The 22,513-nt window shown below is 72.3% G+C and carries 22 protein-coding genes and 1 riboswitch; of the genes, 7 read left to right on the top strand and 15 right to left on the bottom strand.

Going from position 1 to position 22,513, the window contains the following annotated elements; translation table 11 throughout:
- Nucleotides 1-24 precede the first annotated feature (24 nt).
- Together AB0B85_RS30175 and AB0B85_RS30170 are read left to right on the top strand one after the other, a co-directional pair.
- The gene (locus AB0B85_RS30175; RefSeq protein ID WP_357412600.1) at nt 25-498 is read left to right on the top strand and encodes an Lrp/AsnC family transcriptional regulator; all 474 of its coding nucleotides are present in this window, start codon (nt 25-27) and stop codon (nt 496-498) included.
- A 75-nt stretch (nt 499-573) separates the two neighbouring features.
- Nucleotides 574-2,763 (top strand): acyltransferase family protein, encoded by a 2,190-nt coding sequence (locus AB0B85_RS30170; RefSeq protein WP_357412584.1) that lies wholly within the window; start codon nt 574-576, stop codon nt 2,761-2,763.
- A gap of 13 nt (nt 2,764-2,776) precedes the next feature.
- Here AB0B85_RS30170 and AB0B85_RS30165 read toward each other — a convergent pair whose 3' ends face one another.
- The 4 genes from AB0B85_RS30165 to AB0B85_RS30150 are packed head-to-tail and all read right to left on the bottom strand — an operon-like array spanning nt 2,777 to nt 7,000.
- Entirely contained in the window at nt 2,777-3,748 is a 972-nt protein-coding gene (locus AB0B85_RS30165; RefSeq protein ID WP_357412581.1) for a DNA primase small subunit domain-containing protein, read from the bottom strand.
- A 37-nt stretch (nt 3,749-3,785) separates the two neighbouring features.
- Complete coding sequence (locus tag AB0B85_RS30160; protein WP_357412579.1) at nt 3,786-5,090, bottom strand: acyltransferase; 1,305 nt, start codon at nt 5,088-5,090, stop codon at nt 3,786-3,788.
- A gap of 21 nt (nt 5,091-5,111) precedes the next feature.
- A complete protein-coding gene (locus AB0B85_RS30155) occupies nt 5,112-6,086 on the bottom strand; it encodes an NAD(P)-dependent oxidoreductase (RefSeq protein ID WP_357412577.1) in 975 nt (324 codons plus the stop codon).
- Between the two features lie 23 nt (nt 6,087-6,109).
- Nucleotides 6,110-7,000, bottom strand: a complete 891-nt coding sequence (locus AB0B85_RS30150) for a glycosyltransferase (RefSeq protein ID WP_357412575.1) — start codon at nt 6,998-7,000, stop codon at nt 6,110-6,112.
- A gap of 196 nt (nt 7,001-7,196) precedes the next feature.
- On the opposite strand from AB0B85_RS30150, the gene AB0B85_RS30145 reads away from it, so the two are divergent.
- The 4 genes from AB0B85_RS30145 (at nt 7,197) to AB0B85_RS30130 (ending at nt 10,965) form a co-directional block, all read left to right on the top strand.
- Nucleotides 7,197-8,756: a glycosyltransferase family 39 protein gene (locus tag AB0B85_RS30145; protein ID WP_357412573.1), complete on the top strand. Its 1,560-nt coding sequence runs from the start codon at nt 7,197-7,199 to the stop codon at nt 8,754-8,756.
- A 43-nt stretch (nt 8,757-8,799) separates the two neighbouring features.
- Nucleotides 8,800-9,531, top strand: a complete 732-nt coding sequence (locus AB0B85_RS30140; RefSeq protein ID WP_357412571.1) for a histidine phosphatase family protein — start codon at nt 8,800-8,802, stop codon at nt 9,529-9,531.
- The gene (locus tag AB0B85_RS30135; RefSeq protein WP_357412569.1) at nt 9,515-10,384 is read left to right on the top strand and encodes an NAD(P)H-hydrate dehydratase; all 870 of its coding nucleotides are present in this window, start codon (nt 9,515-9,517) and stop codon (nt 10,382-10,384) included. The genes AB0B85_RS30140 and AB0B85_RS30135 overlap by 17 nt, the downstream gene beginning before the upstream one ends.
- 80 nt (nt 10,385-10,464) lie before the next feature.
- Nucleotides 10,465-10,965: a hemerythrin domain-containing protein gene (locus tag AB0B85_RS30130; protein WP_357412567.1), complete on the top strand. Its 501-nt coding sequence runs from the start codon at nt 10,465-10,467 to the stop codon at nt 10,963-10,965.
- Nucleotides 10,966-11,025: 60 nt separating this feature from the next.
- Here AB0B85_RS30130 and AB0B85_RS30125 read toward each other — a convergent pair whose 3' ends face one another.
- Nucleotides 11,026-11,832: an SDR family NAD(P)-dependent oxidoreductase gene (locus tag AB0B85_RS30125; protein ID WP_357412565.1), complete on the bottom strand. Its 807-nt coding sequence runs from the start codon at nt 11,830-11,832 to the stop codon at nt 11,026-11,028.
- Between the two features lie 131 nt (nt 11,833-11,963).
- Nucleotides 11,964-12,053, top strand: a riboswitch (ZMP/ZTP riboswitch).
- Nucleotides 12,054-12,072: 19 nt separating this feature from the next.
- Here AB0B85_RS30125 and AB0B85_RS30120 point away from each other — a divergent pair.
- Nucleotides 12,073-13,509, top strand: coding sequence for a glycine hydroxymethyltransferase (locus tag AB0B85_RS30120; RefSeq protein ID WP_357412563.1), 1,437 nt, complete (start codon nt 12,073-12,075; stop codon nt 13,507-13,509).
- A gap of 147 nt (nt 13,510-13,656) precedes the next feature.
- On the opposite strand, the gene AB0B85_RS30115 is transcribed toward AB0B85_RS30120, so the two are convergent.
- The 10 genes from AB0B85_RS30115 to AB0B85_RS30070 form a co-directional block, all read right to left on the bottom strand.
- The gene (locus AB0B85_RS30115; protein WP_357412561.1) at nt 13,657-13,917 is read right to left on the bottom strand and encodes a hypothetical protein; all 261 of its coding nucleotides are present in this window, start codon (nt 13,915-13,917) and stop codon (nt 13,657-13,659) included.
- Between the two features lie 86 nt (nt 13,918-14,003).
- Complete coding sequence (locus AB0B85_RS30110; RefSeq protein ID WP_357412559.1) at nt 14,004-14,321, bottom strand: antibiotic biosynthesis monooxygenase family protein; 318 nt, start codon at nt 14,319-14,321, stop codon at nt 14,004-14,006.
- Nucleotides 14,318-15,574 (bottom strand): beta-ketoacyl synthase N-terminal-like domain-containing protein, encoded by a 1,257-nt coding sequence (locus AB0B85_RS30105; protein WP_357412598.1) that lies wholly within the window; start codon nt 15,572-15,574, stop codon nt 14,318-14,320. Before AB0B85_RS30105 ends, AB0B85_RS30110 begins: the two co-directional genes overlap by 4 nt.
- 50 nt (nt 15,575-15,624) lie before the next feature.
- Nucleotides 15,625-16,899, bottom strand: a complete 1,275-nt coding sequence (locus AB0B85_RS30100; protein WP_357412558.1) for a beta-ketoacyl-[acyl-carrier-protein] synthase family protein — start codon at nt 16,897-16,899, stop codon at nt 15,625-15,627.
- 46 nt (nt 16,900-16,945) lie between these two features.
- Entirely contained in the window at nt 16,946-17,350 is a 405-nt protein-coding gene (locus tag AB0B85_RS30095) for a cupin domain-containing protein (RefSeq protein ID WP_357412556.1), read from the bottom strand.
- Nucleotides 17,343-18,098: an SRPBCC family protein gene (locus tag AB0B85_RS30090; protein ID WP_357412554.1), complete on the bottom strand. Its 756-nt coding sequence runs from the start codon at nt 18,096-18,098 to the stop codon at nt 17,343-17,345. The genes AB0B85_RS30095 and AB0B85_RS30090 overlap by 8 nt, the downstream gene beginning before the upstream one ends.
- On the bottom strand, nt 18,095-19,537 hold the full coding sequence (locus AB0B85_RS30085) for an acetyl-CoA carboxylase biotin carboxylase subunit (protein WP_357412552.1): 1,443 nt from the start codon (nt 19,535-19,537) through the stop codon (nt 18,095-18,097). The genes AB0B85_RS30090 and AB0B85_RS30085 overlap by 4 nt, the downstream gene beginning before the upstream one ends.
- A gap of 19 nt (nt 19,538-19,556) precedes the next feature.
- Nucleotides 19,557-20,078 (bottom strand): acetyl-CoA carboxylase biotin carboxyl carrier protein, encoded by a 522-nt coding sequence (gene accB / locus AB0B85_RS30080; protein ID WP_357412550.1) that lies wholly within the window; start codon nt 20,076-20,078, stop codon nt 19,557-19,559.
- Nucleotides 20,075-21,808 carry an acetyl-CoA carboxylase carboxyltransferase subunit alpha gene (locus tag AB0B85_RS30075; RefSeq protein ID WP_357412548.1) on the bottom strand — a complete coding sequence of 578 codons (1,734 nt, stop codon included), beginning with the start codon at nt 21,806-21,808 and terminating at the stop codon, nt 20,075-20,077. The genes accB and AB0B85_RS30075 overlap by 4 nt, the downstream gene beginning before the upstream one ends.
- Complete coding sequence (locus tag AB0B85_RS30070; RefSeq protein WP_357412546.1) at nt 21,805-22,143, bottom strand: TcmI family type II polyketide cyclase; 339 nt, start codon at nt 22,141-22,143, stop codon at nt 21,805-21,807. Before AB0B85_RS30070 ends, AB0B85_RS30075 begins: the two co-directional genes overlap by 4 nt.
- Nucleotides 22,144-22,513 lie beyond the last annotated feature (370 nt).

Here is a 22,513-nt window from a genome sequence, read left to right as displayed (position 1 = left end):
GAAACCGGCGACGAAGCAGACCGGGTGGCGGGATCGGGACGATCGGTTCGAGCCCTGGACGAGGTGGACCGGCGGATCCTCGACGAACTGGTCCGGGACGGGCGTACGTCGGTGCGCACGCTCGCCGAACGGATCCACATCTCCCGCACCAACGCGTACGCGCGGGTGGAGCGACTGCTGCGCGACGGGGTGATCACCGGGTTCCGCGCCCAGGTGGCGCCCGAGGCGGCCGGGCTGGGCACCTCGGCGTACATGGCGCTGACGATCGAGCAGAACACCTGGCGGGAGGTGTCGGCCGAGCTGGCCCGGGTCCGCTACGTCGAGCACGTCGCGTTGCTCAGCGGCGAGCACGACGTGCTGGCGCTGGTCCGGGCTCCGGACAACGCCGCCCTGCGGGACGTGGTGTTGGACCGGGTGCAGCGCATCGCCGGGGTGTTGTCGACGCGGTCCTGGCTCGTCTTCGAGGAGTTCGGCGGGACGCAGAGCCCCTGGCAGTAGCGCCATAACACGAACCCACCTACAAAACCCCCCGACTCGGGTTAATTGCCGCGAAGCGCCACTACTATCCGCGACGTGGCTATCTCAGACGATCTGTGGGAGCGGGCCCGGCACACCGCACCGGCGCCGAGCAGGGCGACGTCGACCAGGCGGGTGTCGACCGGGCCGGGACCCACCGGCGCGCGGTCCTTCCGTGGGGACATCGAAGGCATGCGGGCGGTGGCCGTGCTGCTGGTGCTCCTCGGCCACGCCGGGGTGCCGCACCTGCCCGGCGGGTTCGTCGGCGTCGACGTGTTCTTCGTGATCTCCGGGTTCCTCATCACCGGCCTGCTGCTAGCGGAACTCGACAGAAGCGGGCGGCTGTCCCTCACCGACTTCTACGCCCGCCGCGCGAAGCGGCTGCTCCCGGCCGCCGCGACCGTACTCCTCGCGACCCTGGTGCTCACCTACGTCTTCCTGCCCCGGGGGCGCTGGGCGGCCACGGCCTGGGACGTCATCGCCAGCGCCTGCTACGCCATGAACTGGCGGATGGCCGGGGAGTCCGCCGACTACGTGGCCGCCAACGACGCCGCGAGCATCGCCCAGCACTTCTGGTCCCTCGCCGTCGAGGAACAGTTCTATCTGGTGTGGCCCCTGCTGCTGATCGGCCTCGGCTGGTTCGCCCGTCACCACGGACGGGCGGGCCGCGGTCGCTACCTGTTCGGGTTGGCGCTGATCGCGGTCCCCTCGTTCGCCTGGGCGCTGTACGTCTCACCGACCGACGCCTCGGCGTACTACGTCACCACCACCCGGATGTGGGAGCTGGCCCTCGGCGGCGCCGTCGCCGTCACGGCGGTCTGGTGGGGCCGGTCACCGCGCCTGGTGGCCGTCCCGTTGGCCTGGGCCGGGCTGATCGCCGTCGGCGCCTCGGCCGCGCTCATCACCACCGAGGCCGGCTTCCCCGGGTACGCCGCGCTCGGCCCCACCCTCGGTACCGCCGCGGTGATCGCGTTCGGGCCGGCCGCCGGTCGCGCCGGACCCGCGCTCCTGCTCGGCCGGCAACCCCTGCGCTACGTCGGGGGGATCTCGTACTCGCTGTACCTGTGGCACTGGCCGGTGCTGGTCGCCGCGCAGGCGCACGTCGGCGACCTCGGCGTCGGCGCCGCGCTCGCCGTCGTGGCCGTCTCGGCCATCCCCGCCGCGCTGACGTACCACTTCATCGAGAACCCGGTCCGGCGCTCACCGGCCCTCGCCGACCGGCCCTCCGCAGCCCTGCGCATCGGCGCCGTCTGCACCGCTGCGGCCGCGCTCGCCGGCCTGACCTTCCAGGTGGCCGTTCCGTCGACGGACGGCCCGGCACCCGCCTCGTCGGTCATCATGGGCCAGGTGCCCGGCGCCAGCGCCCCGGCGGCAGCGCCACCGTCCGCGCCCGGTGCCGCGGCCCTCGGCCGGTCCCCCCGCACCAGTCGCGCCGGGGTGCCCGTCGACACTGTGGACTCGATAGTCCCCGACCCGGCACGCGCCGCCCGGGACGCACCGCTGTTGCAGGCGGCGAAGAGTTGCCACGTGTCGCTGGAATCCGCCACACCGGAGGTGTGTGTCTTCGGCAAGACGGACTCGGCGACCACTATCGCGCTGGCCGGTGACTCCCACGCCGACCAGTGGGTCCCCGCGATGCGGCTGGCGGCGGAGGCCAACGGGTGGCGCCTGGCCACCTACACCAAGGGCGGCTGCCCGTTCCTGACGGCGGAGATATCCCTGAACGACAGGCCCTACTCCTCCTGCACCCAGTGGAACGAGTCGGTGCGGCAGAAGCTGCTCGGCGAGGACCGCCCCGACCTGCTGGTGGTCACCAACGCCGAGTACCCGGTCCGTGGTGAGTCGGCCGCGAACTGGCGGTCGGCGCTGGCCCGCGAGCTGCGCTCAACCTGGGGCGGCATGATCGCGCAGGGGGTGCCGGTGGTGGTGCTGCGGGACACGCCGCTACACCTGAAGGACATCGCCGAGTGCGTGTCGAAGAACCGCAACCGGCTGACGAAGTGCGCCACCGCCCGGACCGAGGCCCTGGGTCGCGGGGGCGGTCCCGCCCAGGAGGCGGCGGCCGACGGGCTCACCGGCGCCCACCTGATCGACCTGAACGACTGGATCTGCCCCGCGGACCGGTGCGCCCCCGTCATCGGCGGCGTGCTCGTCTGGCGCGACGCGCACCACCTGAGCGCCACCTACTCGGCGACCCTCGCGCCCCAGGTGGGCGCCGCGTTGAAACCGGTGATCACCGCGCGGTGACGTCGGCGGCGGGTCACCGGACGGGCGGGGCCTCCAGCCCGTCCCGGTCGGCCAGCTCCAACAGCGGCTCCAACGAGTGCCGGTCGCCGTCCAGGCCGGCGTGCGGGTCGCCGCGCTCGGCGAAGCGGGCCGGCATCGACAGCACGTCGAAGTCCTCCGGTCGGGCGTCGTCCAGCTCCGCCCAGGTCAGCGGCGCCGACACCAGGGCCTGCGGTGTCGGTCGGATCGAGTACGCCGAGGCCATCGTGTGGTCCCGGGACATCTGGTTGTAGTCGACGAAGACCGGGCGGTCCCGCTTGTCGCGCCACCAGGTGGTGGTGACCAGCTCCGGCAGCCGGCGCTGCATCTCCCGACCCAGGGCGAGCACCGCGCGCCGACAGTCGCCGAAGCTCCACCGCGGCTCGATCGACAGGTAGACGTGCAGGCCGCGTCCGCCGGTGGTCTTCGGGTAGCCGGTCATCCCCAGTTCGGCGAGGAAGGCATTGACCTCCCGCGCCACCGGCACCACCTGCTCGAAGCCGACGCCGGGCAGCGGGTCCAGGTCGATGCGCAGCTGGTCGGGGCGTTCCACGTCGGCGGCGCTGACCGGCCACGGATGGAACCGCAGGGTGCCCAGGTTGGCCGCCCAGATCACCACCGCCAACTCGCTCGGGGCGATCTCGTCGGCGGTGCGGCCACTGGGGAAGGTGATGTGGGCGGTGCGCACCCACTCGGGCGCGCCCGCCGGCAGCCGCTTCTGGTAGAACGCGTCGCCGCGGTTGGTCTGCCGGGTGGCGATCGTCGCGCCGTCGAAGACGCCGCGCGGCCAGCGTTCGAGCATCGTCGGCCGGTCCCGCAGGGCGCGCAGGATCCCGTCACCCACCGCCAGGAAGTAGCGGACCACATCGAGCTTGGTCAGCCCACGCTCCGGGAAGTACGGCTTGTCGGGGCTGGAGACGCGGACCAGCCGCTCCCCCACCCGGATCTCCTCCGCCGCCGTGGCCACGCCCCCGAGGGTACGGCGTGGCGGCGGCCCGGTGGGGCTACCGGCCCGGGACCAGCGTGCCAGGATGCTGCGGCAGCCCCTCGGTCGGGCCGTCGAGGTGTGCCGGCGGCGTCGCGGGCGGCTCCTCGGCCACAGCTGTCTGCTGCTCGACCGGCACCCGTTGCGCGGAGCGGCGGGCCACGAAGCCCGGCGTCCAGTCCTTCAACCGCAGCGCCGGCCGCTCGACCAACTTCCAGGACACGAACGCGGCGGCGAAGGCGACCGCTACCGACATCGCGGCGAACGGCACGTAGCCCCAGCGGCTCCAACCGAGACTGGTCATCACCTGCTGGAACACGAAACCGTAGATGTAGATGCCGTACGAGTAGTCGTTCTTGCGCCCCACCCAGTGCAACTGACGCGGCATCCGCACCGACAGCCAGACCAGCAGGTACGCGAACGCGGGCAGCCCGATGACGAAGAAGCCACCGAAGAGCAGCGACAACCCGAGCGCCACCGCCGAGCCGATGCCCAGCGCGTCGTTGATCGGCACCCGCTCCCGGTACAGGTCGAGGGTCGCGCCGACGGCGAACAGGAAGCCCAGGTAGACGATGTAGTAGAACGTCATCTTGCCGACCAGTGGCGAGGTGAAACTCCAACTCGCCGTCGACGCCGGGCCGCTGAAGTGCCCGGAGCTCACCCAGTCGTACACGATGCTCGTGTAGAGGGCGACGGTCAGGAACAGCACGAACCGGCGGGCGTTACGCAGCACCGCGGTCACCGCCAGCACGCCCACCACGACGTAGCAGAACATCTCGTACTTGAGCGACCACAGCGCACCGTTGAAGACGCTGTAGTTGACCTTCTGACCCCACGGGGTGGTCTCGGTGAACAGGTCGTGGATGCCGTACTGGCGGACACCGGTCCACCAGTTGGCCCGCAGGTAGGCCAACGGGCCGCCCCGGTCCCAGGCGTTGTCGAAGAAGCCTGCGGTGCTGCCGTGCTCGCGCAACATGACGAGCGGAGCGATCACCAACGCGCTGATCAACAGGCAGACCCAGAGCCCGGGGAAGATCCGCAGAGCCCGGTGCCAGGCGTACCTGATGATGCCGGTACGCCGGGCGCTGCGGGTGATCAGCAGGCCGGACAGCACGAAGAAGCCGTACACGGCCATGGTGCCGACGTTGGTCTGCCGACCGGTCAGGTAGTAACCGAGGTCGTGGGCACCGAAGCCGAGCGGCTTGGAGTGCGAGAGCACGACGCCGACGGCCAGGCAGAGCCGGATCAGCCCGATGCCGTTGCTGCGGCCGGAGAGCAGGTCGGCCAGTGTGCCGCGGGACCGGATGAGAGCGGGGGTGGTCATGCGGTCAGGCACCTCTCGGCATCAGGCGGGCACCTCGGCGCCGGCGTGCTCCCACAACTGCTTCATCTCGGTGTGCAGGTCATCGCTCGGCGACCAGCCGAGCACCGCGGCGGCCGATCCGACGTCCAGCCGCTGCCAACTGGTCTCGGCGGGACCGGTCTGCTCCGCCTCGATCAGGTCGGTCGGCACCTCACTCACCTCGATGAGGAGCCGGACCATATCACGCGCGCTGGCCGCCACCCCCCGACCAATGTTGATCACGCGACCGGCCGCCTCGGGACGGGTCGCGGCCAACTGCACGGCGGCGACCACGTCGCTGAGACCGATGAAGTCACGCCGGGAGCCGAGCGGTGCCAACTCCAACCGGGCGCGCTCGCCGGCCCGCTGGGCGTCGCGCAGCCGGCCCGCGACCACGCCGAGCAGGCTGTGGCCGGGCTGGCCGGCACCGATGACGTTGCCGACCCGCAGCGTGACGCCCTCGATCAGGCCCTGCCGGTCCGCCGCGGTGACCGCCTCGGTGCAGCGCAGCTTGAACTCGCCGTACGGCATCACCGGCGCCGGGGTCAGCTGCTCGGGCATCGACGTGTCCACCGGGACCAGCCCGTACTCGTGCACGCTGCCCATCTGCAGCACCCGGACCCGCCTTGGCAGTCGGCCCGCGGCCGCCAGGAGCCGCTCGACCAGGGTGACGTTGACAGCGAGCATCTGCGCCTCGGTGAGGCCCCACATCCCGCCCGCCGCGTTGATCACCACGTCCGGGTCGAGGTCCCGCAGCACCGCGGTGATCTCGTCGATGTCGGCGGCGGCCAGGTCCAGTGACCGGACCTCGACACCCGCGCCGATGGTCTTCGGGGTACGCGCCACGGCGACCACCGTGTGACCCTGATCGGCCAGGGCGCGGCTGATCGGGCGGCCGAGGAAGCCGGTGCCGCCGAGCACCACCACCCGCTTGGGCGCTACGGCGTCTCCCGCCGGACGTCGTGGTCTGACGGTCATGGCGTCTCCCTGGCTGTCGTCGGTCATCGGCCCGGCCCGAACGCGTGCCGGGACAGACTGCGTACGCCGGACATCTTGCCGGAGAGCACCGCCGTCGGCAGCAGGGTGATGGCGTGCAGGCGTGACGAGGTGTAGCTGCGGGCCGCCCGCGCCGCCCGCGGCCACCCCTGCTCGTCCATCCGCCGGGCGACGTCGAGGAAGAACGCCCGCGCCTCGGTGAACCGGGAGCCGTTCACCGCGTCGGCAGCGGACTTGCTCACCGCGTGCCGCCGGTACTGGAAGCAGAGGGTGTTGTCGACGGCCATCTGCTCACCGCGCTGGATCAGGTCGATCACCAGGGCCAGGTCCTGGATGACCTGGAACTCCTCGCGGAAGTCGACGGCCTTGAGCGCGTCCGTCCGCCAGCAGATCGACGGGAAGTAGAACCAGCAGCCGCGCAGCAGGCTGGCCGCCAGGTCCTCGCCGCCCATCAGCTCGCGGGAGTCGATCCGGGGGGCGTAGATCCGCCGCTTCGCCTCGTCGACGATGGTGTTGACCACCGTGCCATTGGCGTCGATGATCTCCACCCCCGGCTGGACCATGCCGACGCCCGGGTACTGCTCGATCACCGATCGCACCGTCGCGACGTAGTTGGGGTGCATGATGTCGTCGGTGCCCATCATCACCAGGTACTCGTGCTCAGCGAGACCTACGCACTTGCGGTAGTTGGCGGTGATCCCGAGATTGTGCTCGTTGCGCTGGTACCGGACCCGCTCGTCATCGATGCCCGCGAACCACTCGGGCACGCCCGGCTCGGTGCCGTCGTCGACCACTGTGAGGCGCCAACCGGGGTCACTCTGCGCCATCACGCTGCGCACCGCCGCCTGCATGAGGGGCACGCTTCCGTAGTACGGCAGCATAATGTCGACAATCATTGGGTCGGTAGGCCTCACTGTGCGTGGTGGGAATGCGCGACGGGCGCGGCCACATTATCAGGCTCACCCCCGCGATCGGCCAGCGCCGAACCGGACGACGCGCCCACCCCGACCCCACCGATCGCCGCCCGGGGCCGGCCCGGGGCGGGCGCTATCATCGTCGCGCCCCGTAACCCCGCCCCCCGATCGGACGCCGATGTCGAACCGCGCCGTCGCCACGGACGCGCAGCCCGCGCAGACCGGCGGGAGGACCCCACCCTTGCCCGCCGGGCCGGACCACCAGCCGGTCCCCCTCGCCCGCCGGCTGGCGCTCAGCGTCTGGTTCTGGCCCACGGCGTTCGCCGCGCTCGCCGTCGGGTGGCGGCTGGGCAGCCCGGAGATGTGGCACGACGAGCTGGTCACCATCGACGTGGCGACGCGCTCCACCGGACAGATCCGGGCCATGCTGGCGAACGTCGACGCGGTGCACGGGGCCTACTACCTGTTCATGCACGTCTGGACGACGGTGTTCGGCACCGGCCCCATCGCGGTACGGCTGCCGTCGGCGCTGGCCATGGCCCTGGCCACGGCCAGCGTGGCGCTTGTGGGGCGGCGACTGTTCGACCACCCGACGGGTGTCGCGGCCGGGTTCGTCTTCGCGCTGGTGCCCACTGTCACCCGGTTCGGGCAGGAGACCCGCTCGTACGCCTTCGTCGTCCTCGCCGCGGCGGCGGCCACCCTGTTCCTGCTCCGCGCGCTGGAGCGGCCCGGGTGGCCGCGCTGGGTGGCGTACGCGCTCGCGGTGGCCGGCATCGGCCTGGTCAACGTGGTGGCGCTGACCCTCCTGGTCGGGCACGGCACTGCCGTTCTGATCCACTGCTGGCGGCAGCGCCACTGGTGGTCGCTTGCCTGGTTCCCGCTCGGTGCCCTCGGTGGGGTGGCGATCGCCGCGCCGGTGATCCTGCGCGGCATGAAACAGGCGGGCCGGCAGATCAGCTGGATCCCGGACCTCTCCCCCTGGACGGTCTGGGAGCAGGCGTACGGCTCGACGCTGCTCGCCGTCGCGGTGACCGCGCTTGCCACCGCGGGTCTGCTCACCCACCTGCGCCGCGACGCCGTGCACCGGACGGTGAGCGCGGTGCTTGTCGCAGTGTTGCCGGTGCCGGTGATCCTGCTGGCCTCGACCGGCGAGATCAACTACTTCTTCTCCAAGTACCTGCTGTTCCTGCTGCCGGCCTGGGCGGTGCTGGCCGGCGCCGGGATCGCCGCGCTGCGCCGGGCCCCGCTGATGGCGGCGGGGCTGGTGGTCGTCGCCGCGCTGTCCGTGCCCGGTCAGCTCGCGCTGCGCGGGGAGTACTCGCACGGCTGGTACACGTACCCGCGGACCCGCGCCTTCGAGCCACTGTCCTACTCCCAGGCGGCCCGGGTCATCGAGGCCGGCTACGAGCCCGGTGACGGCCTCGTCGTGGGCGGCGTCTGGTGGTGGATGACCGAACCCGGGGTGCGGTACTACCTTCCGGCGGACGTCTCCCCCCGCAACGTCTTCCAGAAGCGGACGGCGGCTCAGCGCGACGAGCTGTCCGGCGCGGACTGCGACGACCCGGCGAGTTGTCTGCGCGACGAGCCGCGGCTCTGGCTGGTGTTGCCGACGGTCACCGACGCGCCGTTGGCGGGGCTGCCCAAGGAACGGGCCGCCCTGCTCGGCGAGCGGTACCAACTGGCCCGGCTGACCCGCGTGAAGGGGCTGACCGTCGCCCTGCTGCAACGGCGCGGCTGACCGGACACGGTTACCGCCACCGACACCCGGGTAGGGGGTCGGCATGGCGGAACTGGCGACGCTCTGGATCATCCGGCACGGTGAGAGCACCGCGAACGTGGCGGCGACGCGCGCCGAGGCGTCCGGCGAGGAGCTGATCGGGCTCGGTCACCGCGACGCCGACGTGCCGCTCTCCCCCACCGGCGCGGAGCAGGCCCGCGCGACCGGTCGGTGGTTGACCGGGCTGCCGCCGGACCGCCGCCCGGACGTGGCGGTGGTCTCGCCGTACCTGCGCGCGGTAAGCACCGCCGAGTTGGCCCTGCACGGCACCGGGGTGCCGATGAGCCGGGACGAGCGGCTGCGCGACCGGGAGCTGGGCATCCTCGACGGCTTGACCGGGCACGGGGTGCGCCGGCGGTACCCCGACGAGGCCGAGCGCCGGGCCCGGCTCGGCAAGTTCTACTACCGGCCGCCCGGCGGGGAGTCCTGGACCGACGTGGCGCTGCGGCTGCGGACCCTCCTCGGCGACCTGCGCCGGGACCACGAGGGCCAGCGGGTGCTGCTGTTCGGTCACGACGCGCTCGTCTTCCTGCTGCGTTACCTGGTGGAGGGGTTGACCGAGCCGGACCTGATGGCGCTCACCCGGGAGCACGTGATCGCCAACTGCTCGATCACCGACTGGTCCGCCGACGCGGGCGGCCGACTGACACTTGGCGGATTCAACGAGGTCGGCCACCTGCGGCGGCAGGGAGCCCAGCCGACCAGGGAGGACGAGATTCATGCCGAACCGGTCTGAGGTGCAGGTGATCACGCCGGGGTTGCTGCGGGACTGGGCGCTACCGGTACCGGCCGGCGGCAAGGAGAGCCGGGGCACCGTGTTGATCGTCGGTGGTTCCCGCTTCACCCCGGGCGCGGTGCTGCTCGCCGGGGTGGCCGCGCTGCGTGCCGGCGCCGGGGTGCTCCAGCTCGCCGCCGCCGAGTCCACCGCCGCCACGCTGAGCATCCAGGTGCCCGAGGCGCTGGTGGTCGGGCTGCCGGAGACCTCCGCCGGTGCGGTCGCCGCCGACCGGGACGGGCAGCTCGGCGAGCTGGTCGCCGAGGCCGACGTGGTGGCCGTCGGGCCGGGGCTGCGAGGGATCGAGGAGACGCGGCGGTTGCTGGGTCTGGTCCTGGAGGCGGCCCGGCCGCGGACCTCGCTGGTGATCGACGCGTACGCCCTCGGCGCGCTCAGCCACGAACCGGAGCTGCTTGTCGGCTCGGGCCGGCCGGTGGTGCTCACCCCGAACGTCACCGAGGCCGAGCACCTGCTCGGCCGGGAACCGGGCGACGATCTGGACGCCGAGGCGGCCGAGCTGGCCGACCGGTACGAGGCGGTCGTCTCGCTCTACGGGCACGTGGCCGCGCCGGATGGGCGACGGTGGCGGGAGGAGAGCGGCGATGCCGGGCTGGGCACCTCCGGCAGCGGGGACGTGCTCGCCGGGCTGCTGGCGGGGCTGTTGTCCCGGGGCGCCGACCCGGCGCAGTCCGCCTGCTGGGGTTCGTTCGCGCACGCGGTGAGCGGTCAGCGGCTGATCCCCCGGTACGGCCGGATCGGCTTCCTCGCCCGGGAACTGCTCGACGAGATTCCCGGCACACTGTCCATGGTCTGATCGCCCGATATCCGCTGTTTCCACATTTGACCTGCTGGGTACCGGATTTCCACCAGCCGAGATCCAGGGAGGTCATGCCCGTGTCGACCGATGCGATCGTCCTGCTCAAAGAGGACCACAAGGAGATGCGCCGTCTCTTCAAGGCCTTCCAGGATGCCGAGGAGGGGCCGGCGAACCAGCGCCAGAAGCTGGTGAACCAGATCCTCGAGGCCCTGACGGTGCACACCTATCTGGAGAACGAGGTGATGTACCCGGAGGTCCGCCGCCTGCTGCCCGACCTGGAGGACGACATCCTCGAGTCGTACGAGGAGCACCACGTCGCCGACGTGCTCTGCGCCGAGCTGGCCAGCATGGACGCCACCGACGAACGCTTCAACGCCAAGACGACGGTGCTGATCGAGAACGTCACCCACCACGTCGAGGAGGAAGAGGAGGAGTGGTTCCCGAAGGTCCGCGACGCCCTGGGTCGCAAGCAGTTGCAGGAGATCGGCGAGCGGATGATCGCGCTGCGGGCGGACGCTCCGCGTACCCCCACCGCGCCGAAGGCGATCAAGAAGGCGATGGACGCGATGACCGCCTGAGACGCCTGCTCACGACGAAGGGCCCGGCACGATGTCGGGCCCTTCGTCGTACACCAGGGGTCAGCTGCCCGAGCCCGGCTCGGCCATGTGCCGGTGCTGCTCGGACTTGAGCCTGTCCGGAATGATCTTGCCGGCCGCGGTCTGCAGCTTGTTCACGAACGAGCCGGCGGTGACCGTCTGATCGCCCTTCATCAGCGCCTCGAAGCCCTGCGCGGCGACCGTGGCCGGGTCGTCCTTGGAGCCGGAGCCGACCCGGGTGTCCTGCATGTCGGCCCGCTCGAAGAACTCCGTGTCGGTGGGCCCGGGCATCAGCGCGGTCACCGTGACGCCGGTGTCCTTCAACTCGTTGCGCAGTGCCTCGGCGAAGGACTGCACGAACGACTTCGACGCGTTGTACACCGCCTGGAACGGCCCCGGCATGGTGGAGGCGATCGACGAGGTGAACAGGACCCGGCCGGCACCCCGCTCGACCATGCCGGGCAGCAGCCGCTTCGCCAGGTGCACAGTCGAGCGCACGTTGAGGTCGACGATCTCCAGCTCGTCGCGCAGGTCGGTGCCGCCGACGAAGGCGCCGCCGGCGCCCCGGCCGGCGTTGAGCGCGAGGGCGTCCACCGGGCGGCCGGTGGCGGCGATCGTCGAGGCCAACTCCTCCACGCCCTGCTCCCGGGCCAGGTCGACGCGGACCGGCTGGACCTGCGGGCCGCCGTCACGGCGCAGCTTCTCGGCAGCGGTCGAGATGCCGTCGTCGTCGGCGACCACGACCAGGTCGAAGCCGTGCTCGGCGAACTGCACTGCCAGCTCGTACCCGATTCCGCTGGACGCCCCGGTCACCACGGCGAGCGGCCGGTCGGTGGTCGGTGTGGTCATGATTGGTGACTCCTCTCCCGCGGGTGGCGTACCCGCCCGTCAAGGGGGTGCCCCCACGGCGGTCGCCCAACCCTCCCGGCGGGTGGCGTCCGGAGGTCGCCCGGGACGGCCCCGGCCGGCCCGGTAGGATCGGCGCGGGCCGTTACTGGCGCGTGGGGATGGACAACCATCGGGGAGCGGCCCCGTCACGAGGACGTTTGCCGAGCGCCTGGGCCTTCCCGCACGTCTGTTGGAGGTCGCATGTCGCACAACGCCGAGTCCACCGCATTCCGTAGCGCCCTTGAGGTGATCCGGGCTGTCGAGCCGCGGGTGGCCGACGCCATCGGCGCCGAGCTGACCGACCAGCGGGAGTCGCTCAAGCTCATCGCCAGCGAGAACTACGCCTCCCCGGCGACCCTGCTGGCCATGGGCAACTGGTTCAGCGACAAGTACGCCGAGGGCACCGTGGGCCGCCGCTTCTACGCCGGCTGCCAGAACGTCGACACCGTCGAGGCGCTCGCCGCCGAGCACGCCCGCGAGCTGTTCGGGGCCGCGCACGCGTACGTGCAGCCGCACTCCGGCATCGACGCCAACCTGGTCGCCTTCTGGGCGGTGCTGGCCGACCGGGTGGAGTCCCCCGCCCTGAAGAAGGCCCAGGTCCGGCAGGTCAACGACCTCACCGAGGCCGACTGGTTCGCGCTGCGCCGTGAGCTGGGCAACCAGCGGATGCTCGGCATGTCGCTGGACGCGGGCGGCCACCTCACCCACGGCTTCCGGCCGAACATCTCCGGCAAGATGTTCGACCAGCGCAGCTACGGCACCGACCCGGCGACCGGCCTGATCGACTACGACCGGGTGGCCGAGGCGGCCCGCGAGTTCAAGCCGCTGATCCTGGTCGGCGGCTACTCGGCGTACCCCCGCAAGGTGAACTTCCGGATCCTGCGGGAGATCGCCGACTCGGTCGGCGCCACCTTCATGGTCGACATGGCCCACTTCGCCGGTCTGGTCGCCGGCAAGGTCTTCACCGGCGACTTCGACCCGGTGCCGCACGCGCACATCGTCACCACCACCACCCACAAGTCGCTGCGCGGCCCACGCGGCGGCATGGTGCTCTGCCAGCCGGAGCTGGCCGACCAGGTGGACCGGGGCTGCCCGATGGTGCTCGGCGGTCCGCTGCCGCACGTGATGGCCGCCAAGGCCGTCGCCCTCGCCGAGGCCCGCCGCCCCGACTTCGCCGACTACGCCCAGCGGATCGTGGACAACGCCCAGGCCCTCGCCGAAGGGCTGCTGAGCCGGGGCGCGAAGCTGGTCACCGGTGGCACCGACAACCACCTGGTGCTGATCGACGTGTCCGGTTACGGGCTCACCGGCCGGCAGGCCGAGCAGGCGCTGCTCGACTCGGGCATCGTCACCAACCGCAACTCGGTCCCGCAGGACCCGAACGGCGCCTGGTACACCTCCGGCATCCGGATCGGCACCCCGGCCCTGACCACCCGGGGCCTGGGCACCGCCGAGATGGACCAGACCGCGGATCTGATCCACACCGTGCTGACCCAGACCACCGCCGGCGCCAACGCCGACGGCACCCCGTCCAAGGCGAAGTACGTTCTCGACACCGACCTGGCCGACAAGATCGCCCGGCAGGCGACCGACCTGCTGGCCCCCCACCCCCTCTACCCCGCCATCAACCTGACCTGACCCCCGCCCCCTGCGGGGTCGATCATGGAGTTGTGGTGCCCGAATCGGGGCGGATAGCGCGCTTTGTCCACCACCACAACTCCATGATCGACCCGGGCGGGGGTGGGGCGTGGGGCGTGGGGCGTGGGGGGTGGGGGTGGGGGTGGGTTAGGGGAGGGGGCGTTTTAGGTGGTAGCGGTGGACTTCGGTGCTGCCTTGGACGTTGTTGACGTCTTCGGCGGCGGAGACCAGCTCCCAGCCCTCCCGGCCGGCGCGGTTGAGGTGCGCGATGGCGGTGTCACCGTAGGCGGTGATGTCCTTGCGGGACCCGTCCGGGGCGTACCAGACGAACGAGACATGGAAATTGCGGCCCTGTCCCTGATAGCGGCGGACGAGCAGGGCGTACTCCCAGGCAACCATGCGGCCCATTATGACCGTCCACCCAGGACGACGGCACACTGACCGTCGCGCATTGCCATCCGGTGAACGCGGTGTGTCAGCGGTTCCCGTCTTCGTCAGACCAGGGCCGGGGTCTGGGCGTGGATGTGGAACCGCAGCGAGCGGGCGTCGGTGAAGCACTCCCGCATCGGGCGGACCAGATCCCGGTGCTCGGGGCTGCGCTCCCAGGCCTCGAAGTCGGCGAGGGTCGCCCACTCGCTGGTGATCAACCACTGCTCCGGGTCGGTCGACGAGCGGCACACCTGGTCGACCAGGTGTCCCGGTACCCCGTCGGCGACCAGGTGCCGCACCTGTTCGTAGGCGGCGAGGAACTCCTCGGTGCGGGGCACCGGCACCCGCACCAGGAACACCACCCGCGCCCGCTGTCCACTCATGGCGTCTCTCCTCTCATCGGCACCGCCCCGCGCAGGACCAGCGCACTGTTGAACCCGTCGAAACCCCGCGCGCAGACCAACGCGAGGCGGCTGCGCGGCTGGCGGTGCTCGCGCAGGAAGTCGAGTTCGCACCCCTCGGCGACCTCTTCCGGGCCGGCCGACGCGGGCAGCGTGTCGTGCGCGAAGGCCAGCAGCGCGGTGGCCACGTCCAACGCCGACCCGCCCTGGTACGCCCGCCCGGTCAGCGGCTTCTGCGTCGTCACCGGCACCGGCCGGTCGGCGAACACGGCGCGTAACGCCTCGGCCTCGCTGCGGTCGTAGCGGGGCACCCCGAGGGCGTCGGGCAGCACCACGTCGATCCCGCCCGCGACCACGCCGGCCCGGTCCAGGGCCAGCCGCATGGCCCGCGCGTACTGGGCCGGGTCGCCGGCACTGTCCGCTGTGGTGTGCGCGGCGTCGTGGGTGGAACCCCACCCGCTCACCTCGCCGTAGACCCGGGCACCCCGGGCGAGGGCATGCCCCAGCTCCTCCACCACGAACACCGCGCCCCCCTCGGCGGGCAGGTAGCCGCTTGCCGAGGCGTCGAACGGTCGGTACGCGCGCTGCGGATCGGCGACGTCGCTGAGCAGCCCGGAGCGCAGCTGGCACGCCAACGCGTACGGGCTGAGTGGGCACTCGGTGCCCCCGGCGATCACCACCGGGGTGCCCCGGCGTACCGCCCGGGCAGCGTGCGCGAGGCTGTCCAGCCCGCCGGCGGACTCCGCGACCAGCACCCCGCTGGGGCCCTTGAACTGGTGGTGGATGGAGAGCTGCCCAACGCTCGCCGCGTAGAACCAGGCGATCGACTGGTACGCCCCGACCGTGCGCGACGGCCCGCCCCACAGCCGTTGCAGCTCCCGCTGGCCGAACAGGTTGCCTCCGGACGAGCTGGCCAGGGTCACCGCGTAGCCGTACGGGTCGGGGGCCCGCTCGGGCAGGCCGGCGTCGGCCAACGCCAGTCGGGTGGCGGCGAAACCGAGGTGCGTCCACCTGTCGGTCTGCACCACCTGTCGACTGTCGGCGTACGAGTCGGCGGTGAAGCCGGGCACCTCACCGCCGAGTCGGGTCGGATAGCCGGCCGGGTCGAACAGGGTGATCGGTCCGGTCCGTCGGGTGCCGGCCAGCACCGTTTCCCAGTGCGCGTCCGCACCGATGCCACTGGGCGCGACCACCCCGATGCCGGTCACCACCGCCCGGGCCGCGGGGACGCTCATCCCGTCCCGCTGCTGAGGCGCGCTCACGCCGGCACGCTCCTGGGCGGCGCTCACGCCGCCACCGGCCCGATCGGCCTGCGGAACACCATCGCCGACTGGAAGCCGCCGAACCCGCTGCCCACCGACAGTGCCACGTCCACCGGGACCTCCCGAGCCTCGTTCGGTACGTAGTCCAGGTCGCACTCCGGGTCGCGGGTGCTCCAGTTGGCCGTCGGGGGCACCACGCCGAACTCGATGGCGAGGGCGCAGGCCGCCATCTCGATCGACCCGATCGCGCCGAGCGAGTGCCCGACCATCGACTTGATCGAGCTGATCGGCACCCGGTACGCGGCCTGGCCCAGGGCCCGTTTGAACGCGGCAGTCTCGTGCCTGTCGTTCTGCCGGGTGCCCGAGCCGTGGGCGCTGATGTAGGACACCTGCTCGGGGAGAACCCGCCCCTGTTTCAGCGCGTCGCTGACGGCGAGGCTCATCTCCAGCCCGTCCGGGCGCAGCCCGGTCATGTGGTAACCGTTGCTGCGGCTGGCGTAGCCGGCCACCTCGCAGTAGATGTGCGCGCCCCGCCGGCGGGCGTGCCCGAACTCCTCCAACACCAGCACCGCCCCGCCCTCGGCCAGCACGAACCCGTGCCGGTCGGCGTCGAACGGGCGCGAGGCGTGCGCCGGGTCGTCGTTGTCCGGGCTGGTCGCCTTGATCGCGTCGAACGAGGCGACGGTGACCGGCGAGATCGGCGAGTCCGCCGCCCCGGCCAGCATCACGTCCGCCTCACCGTCCACGATCAACTGGTGGGCGTAGCCGATGGCGTCGATGCCGGAGGTGCAGCCGGTGGACACCACCTGCGCCGGGCCGTGCAGCCCGTGCCGGCAGGCCACGTCGGCGGCGAGGCTGCTGGGCACCAGCGCCTGGTAGAGGTAGGGGCCACCGCGGGTCGCGTCGACAAGCCAGCGCTGGCCGTGCTCGCTGACGGTGACGTACTCCTGCTCCAGCGCCATCGTGCCGCCCACCGCGGTGCCGAGCACCACCCCGGCCCGGTCCCGTTCGGCGTCGGTGAGCGCCAGCCCGGCGTCGGCGACGGCCTCCACGGAGCAGGCCAGCGCGAACTGCACGTACCGGTCGGCGCGGCGCCGTTCGGCGTCGGTGAGCCCCGCGGCGCCCGGGTCGAAGTCGCACTCCGCGGCGATCTGCGACCGGAACGCCGACGGGTCGAAGAAACTGATCCGCCGGGTGGCGGTCCGCCCCTCGGTGATGGTCTTCCAGAACCGGTCCCGGCTCGCGCCGCCGGGGGCGACCACCCCGATCCCGGTCACCACAGTGCGGCGTGCGGTCACGACGGCACCCCGGTTCGCGACGGTACGGCTGGCGCCCGACTCGCGCTCACGACCCACCGCGCTGTTCGGCCAGCTCGGTGTCGACATGCCCCAGCTCCGGGCGGGGTGCGAGCGGGCCCAGGTGGAAGACCACCTCGGCCGGTTCGACACCGGTGTTGCGCAGTCGGTGCCGCACGTTCACCGGTACGAACAGCGCCTCACCGGCGGCCAGCAGGGTCGGCTGGTCGTCCAGGTCGACGGTGATCGCGCCGCGCACCACGTACAGGAACTCCTCGCTGTACGGGTGGTAGTGCTCGGCGATCCGCTCCCCCGGCGCGATGGTGGCGACCCCGAGGAACCCGGAGGTGCTGCCGACGGTGCGGGGACCGAGCAACACCCGCAGCTCACCACCGCGTCGACGGTCGGCGGGTACGTCCCCGGCGGCGATCGGCCGGGTGCTCAGGTCACTCATCGTCGGCCTCCGTCGTGTCGGCGCCGGCCACCGGGACGCCCTGGTCGGCGCGCTGCCGGGCGATCCGCTCCACCCGATCCTTGATCACCGCGAGTTGGATGACGCTGTTGGTGTTGATCCGCTCGGTCATCGCGGCGTTGTCGACCGGCGCGGTCGGCTTCATCGCGAAGTCCTGCGTCCAGGTCATCCGGGTGCCGCCGGCCTCCTCGGTGTAGCGCCAGTGGATCCGCATGTACTCGAACGGCCCGGTCTCCACCCGGTACGCCCGGACCTGCCTGCTCACCGGGTCGGAGGTGCGCTCGCTGACCCAGCTCCAGGACACCCCGTTCTCGTCGGGATACATGGTGAGCCGGAACCGCACGGTGTGCCCCTCGCGGTGCAGGATGTCCACCACTGCGTACTCGGTGAACAGCTCGGTCCAGTTCGCCACGTCGTTGGTGACCTCCCAGACCAGCGGCAGCGGCGCGTCGATGAGCACCGTGTTCTCGGTGTGCCCGGGTGGGTCGACGCGGCGGGCCACCAGGTCGGCCACCGCCGGGATGCTCAGCGCCCCGGCCTGCTCGGGGATGCTCACCTGCCACCGGTCGGCGACGACCGCGGAGAGTTCCAGCAGCGCGAGGGAGTCCATCCCCAGCTCTTCGAGCGACGCGGCGGGTGCCCGGGCCGCCGCGTCGGGGTCCAGCCCACAGTGCGCCACCAGGATGTCGGTGATCTCGGCGGTCATCGGGCGACCATGAGTGACGGTCATCGGGTCCTCCTGAGGGTGTTGTCGGGCTCCGCCGCGGCGGCGGGGCGTGGGGCGGGGGTGGCCGTCGGCCGCTGCGCGGTCGTCGCGTCGGGTGCGGCGAGCAGCCGGTCGACCAGGCCGGTCGTGTAGCGGCCCTTGCGGAATCCGGCGTCGTCGAGCACGCGCCGGACGAACGGGATGGTGGTGTGTACGCCCGGTCCGGCGATGTCGAACTCGCCGAGGGCCCGTTCCAGCCGGTTGAGGGCCGACTCCCGGTCCGGCGCCCAGACGATCACCTTGGCCAGCAGCGAGTCGTACCAGGGGCCGACCAGGTAGCCGGCGCTGGCGTGGGTGTCCACCCTGGTGAACGGGCCGCCGGGTGGGGTGAACCGGGTCAACCGGCCGGGGGTCGGTGCGAAGTCCCGGGCCGGGTCCTCGGTGTTGACCCGGCACTCCACAGCGACGCCCCGCAGACGGATCTCCTCCTGCCGCAAGCGCAGTGGCACCCCGGCGGCGATGTGCAGTTGCTCGTGCACCAGGTCGATGCCGGTGACCATCTCGGTGACCGGATGCTCGACCTGGATCCGGCAGTTGATCTCCAGGAAGTGGAACTTCTCGTCGGCGTCGACAAGGAACTCGAGCGTGCCGGCACCGACGAAACCGACAGCCAGCGCACCCCGCAGGGCGGCCTCGGCGATGGTGTCGAGGACGGCGGCGGACAGCGCCGGAGCGGGCGCCTCCTCGACCAGCTTCTGGTGCCGGCGCTGCACCGAGCAGTCCCGGGTGCCCAGGTGCACACCGTTGCCGTGGGAGTCGCAGAGCACCTGCACCTCGACGTGGCGCGCCTCGGTGAGGTAACGCTCGACGTACACCCGGTCGTCGCCGAAGGCGGCCTGGGCGGCCGCCCGGGTCCGCGGGTACGCCCGGCGCAGCTCGCCGGGCGTCCGCACGACGGTCATGCCCCGACCGCCGCCGCCGGCCGCGGCCTTCACGATCACCGGGTACCCGACGGCGTTGGCGACCTCCGCCGCCGCGGCGGCGGTCGGCACCGGTGCGACACTGCCCGGCGACAGTGGTAGCCCGGCGCGGCTCAGCAGGGCCCGCGCCGAGGACTTGTCGGCCAGCGCGGCCATCACCGCCGGTGGTGGGCCGATGAAGATCAGCCCGTTGTCCGCGCAGATCTCGGCGAAGTCGGCGTCCTCGGAGAGGAAGCCGTAACCGGGATGCACCGCCTGCGCGCCCACCTGCCGGGCGGCCTCCACGATCGCCGCCGCGTTGAGGTAGCTGCGCCGGCTCGACGCGGGCCCGATCCGGACCGCCTGGTCGGCGAGGCGGACCGCCGCCGAGTCGGCGTCCGCCGCGGAGTAGACCACCGCCGTGCGCACGCCCAACTCCTTGCAGGCGCGCAGCACCCGCAGCGCGATCTCGCCCCGATTGGCGATCAGCACGGTCTCGAACATGGTCCACCACCCCGCGCCGTCATGCCGGGTCCAGCTCGACGAGCGGCTGGTCGTACTCCACCGGGTGGCCGTCCTCGACGAGGATCGCGACCACCCGACCGGCGCGGTCGGCGCTCACCTCGTTCATCAGCTTCATCGCCTCGACGATGGCGACCGGTTGGCCCGGACGGACCAGGTCACCCACCGCGACGAAGGGCTTCGCGCCGGGCTCGGGTGCCCGGTAGAAGGTGCCGACGATGGGTGCCCGCACCGCGGCCCGTCCGGGCGCCGGGGCCCGCACCGGCGCCCCCGGCGGATCGACGGTAGGTCGCTGCGCCCCGGTCGACGCGGCGGGCCCGTCCGCTCGGGTCGGCTCCTCCGGGTGCCACTCGACCTCCAGCACCGCCGGCCCACTGCGCAGCCGGATCCGGCGCACCGGCCCGGCCAGTTCGGCGATCAGGTGGTGTGCCTGCCGACGCAGGACGGCGAGCGCCTCCTCGCCGTCCACCCCGTCGTCGGAGGGTGCCTCGACGCTCGACACGCTCGTGTCCCCGGCGGTCATCGGGCACCCGCCCGAGCACCGGCACGGGCCGCCCCGAACCGGCGGAAGCGCTGTCGACGCAGGCGAACCAACATGGCGGGCGGCACGTCCAGCAGCGGCAGCAGATTGCTCAGCAGGGCGGCGCGCAACCGGCGGGCGGTCTCCGCCGGGTCGTCGTGCGCGGCGCTCGACGGCTCCGGTACGACCTCGTCGACCACTCCGAGTCGGCACAGGTCGGGCGCGGTCAGTCGGAGAGCGCGGGCGGCCTGCGGCGCCGCCGACCGGTCCGGCCAGAGGATCGCCGCGCATCCCTCGGGGCTGATCACCGAGTAGACGGCGTTCTCCAACATCAACACCCGGTCGGCGACGGCGAGGGCCAGTGCGCCGCCGCTGCCGCCCTCACCGGTGATCACGGCCAGCACGGGGGTGGGCAGCACGGTGAGGGTGAGGATGTTCTCCGCGATGGCCGCCGCCTGGCCCTGCTCCTCGGCGCTCACCCCGGGGTCGGCACCGGGGGTGTCCACCAGCGTGACCACGGGCAGGCCGAGCCGGGCGGCGAGGCGCATCAGCCGCAGCGCCTTGCGATGCCCGGCCGGGCTGGCCATGCCGAAGTTGCGGGCCACCAACTCGGCGGTGGTGTGCCCCTTCTGGTGGCCGATGACCATCACGTGCCGGTCGGCCAGCCGCGCCACCCCGCCCACGACCGCCGGACAGTCTCCGCCGAGCCGATCGCCGTGCAGCTCCAGGAACCCGTCGAAGACCGAGTCGAGGTAGTCCAGTGTGGTCGGTCGCCCGGGGTGTCGCGCCAGCCGGACCGTGTCCCACGCGTCGCGTACCGTCGGGGAGTCCACCGCACCCGGCGTGCCCGCCGGGGTCGCGGCGGCCTCGCCGAGGCGCTCGTGGCGCGGCGCCGGCTCCTGCCGGGGTACCGGCGCACGGGCCGGTCGGGTGGCGCGGGTGGCGGCGAGCAGCGCCCCCAGCCGGGCGCGCAGGGACCGGCGCTGCACCACCATGTCGACCTGTCCGTGCCGCAGCAGGACGTCGGCGCTCTGGAAGCCCTCCGGCAGCGCCCGGCCGGTGACCTGGCGGATCACCCGGGGGCCGGCGAAGCCCATCCGCGCGCCGCTCTCCGCGAGCACCAGATCGGTGTTCGTGGCGAACGACGCGGCCACCCCGCCGTAGGTCGGGTCGGTGAGGACACTCACGGTGAGCAGGCCCGCCTCGCGTAGCGCGGCGATGGCCTGGCTGACGGTGGCCATCTGCATCAACGACAGCACGCCCTCCTGCATCCGCGCCCCGCCGGAGGCGGTGATGAGGATCAGCGGGACGCCGTCGTCGAGTGCGCGTTCGGCGGCCCGGGTGATCAGCTCCCCCACCGCGCAGCCCAGGCTGCCGCCCAGGAACCGGAAATCCATCACCGCCAACACTGCCGGGTGCCCGCCGATGGTGGCGGTGGCGCAGACGACCGCCTCGGCCAGGCCGGTGCTGGCACGGGCGGCGCTGAGCCGGTGCGGGTACGGCAGCACGTCGACGAAGTCGAGCGGGTCCGTCTCGGGGAGTTGGTTGGGCAGCAGACGCAGCGACCCCGGGTCGACAAGCTGACGCAGGCGCTCCGGAGCGCCGAGGCGGGCGTGCTCGCCACACTCGGGGCAGACATCCAGGTTGCGGCGTAACCGTTTGCGGTAGAGCAGGCTGGCACAGCCGGCGCAGCGGGACCAGAGCTGCTCCTCCCGTGGTGCGGTGGCGGTCACGACCGCCGCCGGGTGTCCGGGGCGTCGAACCGGTAGAAGCACTGCGCCATCGCGTCGCGCGGCGAGCGCCAGGTCGGCAGGTACGGCGACACGTACGGGCGTAGGCGCTCGCTGACCCGGATGAACTCGGGGTGGCCCCGGGCGCCCTCCACCGCGTCCGCTGCCTGCTGCTCGGTCTCCAGCAGGTGCACGTAGAGATCGTGCAGCCGGTACAGCGAACGGTGTCGGACGCCGACCAGGCGCGGCAGCTCCGTCGCGTCCGACTCGGCGAAGATCTCGGCGACCCGCTCCTCGGCGGTCGGATCCACCTTCGCGACGATCAGTGATCGGTCCATCCTGGGCCTCCCCCCACGGCGTCCGGCCGGCGACGGGTGGCCCCGGACGCGCTGGACGACTGCGGACACGATGCGGCAGTCCTCGTCACGGCGGCGTCACCGTGCCGCATCGGCCAGCGACGCATGATGGTGACGCTGCGTTGACGCAACCTGTGTACCAGCTATGCGCGCGCCCCACCCAAAGCAGCCAACCCGGTGCACGTTTTCGCAGTTCAGAACCGATCTCAGGTTGACTGTCGCCAATAGAACGGCCGCCGCGTCGTTGACTCACCGTGACCGCTATTGATAATCTTCGTGGTGGTCAGCCCGGCCGCCTCGGCGGGCAGGGCCGCGCCCGGCAGCCGTGGGGCCGCGCCTGCACCGGCGGGGC

It is taken from the genome of Micromonospora sp. NPDC049044, from assembly GCF_040649215.1.
Lineage (GTDB): Bacteria > Actinomycetota > Actinomycetes > Mycobacteriales > Micromonosporaceae > Micromonospora.
The sequence above is the reverse complement of the archived record's forward strand: the minus strand, read 5'-3'. Positions and strand labels throughout refer to the sequence as shown.